We start from the raw sequence: 2973 nt of genomic DNA, 5'->3' as shown, positions 1-2973 counted from the left end.
GTTGGCCTGGCGGCCCCGGCGGGGGCGTCGGCGGTCCAGCACTTTTCGGACGTACCGGCCACCCACTGGGCCTACCAGCAGGTGGAGCGGAGCTACGCCGACGGCGTGATGGAGGGCACCGGCGGCGACCCCGCCAAGGGGACCGGCCTGTTCCGCCCCGATGTGACCCTCACCATGGCCCAGTTCATCACCATCCTGGGCCGGGGCTTTTACGGCCCGGAGGTCCAGGCCGAGCTGGACCGCGGGAACGCTTCCCCCTGGTACGCCCCCGCCCAGGCCGTCGGAACGGCCCACGGCCTCTTCGCCGGCACGAAGGCCGGCATGGAGGAACCGGTCTCCCGCTACGACATGGCCGCAGTCATGACCAACATCCTCCGGGACAAGGGCTTCGCCCTGCCCACCCAGGGGGAAATGGCCGAGACCCAGGGGGAGATCGGCGACTTTGCCACCATCCCCGCCAACTACAAGGACGCCGTGACCACCGTCTTCTCTCTTGACATCATTACGGGCACCGATGAGCAGGGCACCTTCGCCGGGGACCGCTCCGTAGACCGGGCTCAGGCCGCCGTCCTCTATGGCCGGCTGAAAGGGGTGCTCAGCGGCGGCAGTCAGACCCCCGCCGGGCCGGAGCAGCCGGTTGAGCCGGAACAGCCCGTGGAACCCGAAAAACCCGTCGGCCCCAGCAATGTTGTTGGGACAATCAGCTCCACTCCTGTTACACTCAGCCTGGACACCCATAAGCCTATCAAGGATTATTGGAGTGAGCAGAGTGCTGAAGTTAAGGGTTTGACAGATAAAGATGCTTTCAACGCAGCTATTGACACTCTTGTTCACAGTAATTTAATCATTGAAGGAAATTCACTTGTCGGTGGGATTAACAAATATTATAATTATGCTGTAACTGCGGAGGATAACTATAATAGTGGAGTCGGGAAGGTTAACTCTGCGATTCGGAGTGTGTATGCCTACGAAGCACAGTTTGGGGAAAAACTGAGTAAGGGATTAGCTTTCTATACTGCTCGACCAATTTCTGCTCAGCTTCTGGATATTTTCGAGCCCATTTTCTCGAAATTTAACGGGAACATGAGCGATAGGGAGAAGGTAGAAATCTGTGTTAAGGAAGTGTGTGATAGGATTACCTATGAAGTAAATGGTGGGTTCTCATGGACAAATGGGAAAACGACCGGTGATTGCGACGATTATGCTGTTGCGGTCAATGAAATCGTAGGTGCTGCAGGAATTCCTTCATTTGTTGTGAAGGGGACAACCAAGAATGGCGCACACGCCTGGGTTCAGGCATATGTCGATGGTGAATGGGTTATTTTGGATGGTGTATCAACGGATGTTGGTAAGCAGGCAATCTTCTCCATGAGTGAGCACGAGAGGAATTGGGGATATGGGCACGACCTTAATGAGAAGCCTGTGACTCAAGCCCTCATTGAGACTGCCGAAAAATATCGTTGATTTGCAGCAAAGGGTGGGGGCAGGAATCTTCCTGCCCCAACCCTCGTTCGATTGGAAGTGAACAGGCGCCCAACCCGATCCCCCTTGAACCGGCGACATCATCGTGGTATAATATAGATACAAAAAATCACAATGCGATGAGGGAAATCGGCCAGAATGAACAAATATGATGCGTCCTTTGAAAAAGTCAAAAAAGAGTTTCCGCCCTTCAAGGAGCTGCCCCTGTCCCATTTCTTCATGTTTGGTCAGGTCATGCGCAGAGAGAATATCTGCAAACTCTTTCTGGAGCAGCTGCTTCAGAAGAAAATTGCGAAAATCGAATTTATCAACCGCGAGCACGACCTGAGCGACGAATTCAACTGGCATGGCATCCGGCTGGACGTCTACCTGGAGGATAAAGACAATACCCGCTATGACATCGAGATGCAGAGGACGGACCAGAAGGGCCTGGAGCGCCGCGTCCGGTATTATCAGAGCGGTATCGACAGGGCCTTTCTGGAGAAGAATACAGACTATGACGAGTTGGGCGAGTCCTATGTCATCTTCGTCTGTGACTTCGATTACTATGGAAAGGGGCTGGCCTGCTATGAGCGGCAGAGCATCATAAAGGATTGCCCCGGCGTAGAATACCATGACGGCAGCCACGCGCTCTTCCTCAACACCAAGTATACGGATGCAAATGTGAGCCCGGACATGAGGGAGTTCCTGGACTATATCCGGACGAATGACGATTCCATGCTGCCGAAGGGCGAACTGACAACGCTGGCGAAAAAGTATGTGAACGATGTCCGTCATGATGAAACGAAGGAGGGACCATATATGACAATGGCACAGTATCGGTTGGATTCCCTCAAAGAGGGCCGCGCTGAGGGCCGTGCCGAGGGCCGCGCTGAGGGCCGCGCCGAGGGCCGGCAGGATAGGGATGTAGAGTTGATTTTAAGTTTTTGGAAAAAAGGAAAGACCGTCGAAGATATTTGTGCGCTTCTCGACCTCGACAGGGACTTTGTCGGCTCTGTCATTGACGCCGCCAAATGAGCCCGCGCAACCGAAAAGGACACCGCTGCATGTAGGCAGCGGTGTCCTTTTCTTGCTGTGCAGGCGCTCTGCTCACTGCTCTTGTCGCTGCTGCTGCCCCAAAAGAGGACGGCAAGGCGATCCTTCCCCCCTCAGAGCTCCTCCAGCAGGCGGCGGAGGGTCCGGGCGTTCTCCCGGCTCTCGGTGGCCAGGTCCAGCCACAGCTCGGCCAGCTCCCCGTCCTCCGCCTGGGCCGCGGCGGAGCGGCAGGCCCCCTCGCTGCGCCGCTCGGCCAGATACCGCTCCCGAAGCCCACCCATCACCGTGGTCTCCCGGCCCTCCCCGCTGACCGCCTGGGGCAGGTACCACACCCCGTCCAGCAGAAAGCAGGCCACCGCCAGCCGCCGGCTCCTCTGCCGGGCGGCGGCGGCCATGCTCCGGAGCTGCCGTCCGGCAGGCCGGTTCCCCAGCCGCCTGGACAGGGCGGCGTAATCC

3 protein-coding genes are annotated in these 2973 nt (G+C 57.2%); 2 read left to right on the top strand and 1 reads right to left on the bottom strand.

What is annotated here, in order from left to right; translation table 11 throughout:
- Positions 1 to 1464 (top strand): S-layer homology domain-containing protein (locus Q0Y09_RS10285; protein ID WP_297721079.1); only part of this gene is annotated, 1464 nt, incomplete at its 5' end.
- Between the two features lie 156 nt (positions 1465 to 1620).
- Positions 1621 to 2499, top strand: a complete 879-nt coding sequence (locus Q0Y09_RS10280) for an Rpn family recombination-promoting nuclease/putative transposase (protein ID WP_297721077.1) — start codon at positions 1621 to 1623, stop codon at positions 2497 to 2499.
- Positions 2500 to 2630: 131 nt separating this feature from the next.
- Here Q0Y09_RS10280 and Q0Y09_RS10275 read toward each other — a convergent pair.
- The coding region (locus tag Q0Y09_RS10275) for a hypothetical protein (protein ID WP_297721075.1) at positions 2631 to 2973 on the bottom strand (343 nt) is incomplete at its 5' end.

Source organism: Intestinimonas sp. (assembly GCF_026169115.1).
Taxonomy (GTDB): Bacteria; Bacillota; Clostridia; order Oscillospirales; family Oscillospiraceae; genus Intestinimonas.
This window is presented reverse-complemented; position numbering and strand designations above follow the sequence as displayed.

Bases quoted from the DNA above. Each gene is read 5' to 3' on its own strand.
- Q0Y09_RS10280 (WP_297721077.1), top strand. From the start codon at position 1,621: ATGAACAAATATGATGCGTCCTTTGAAAAAGTCAAAAAAGAGTTTCCG.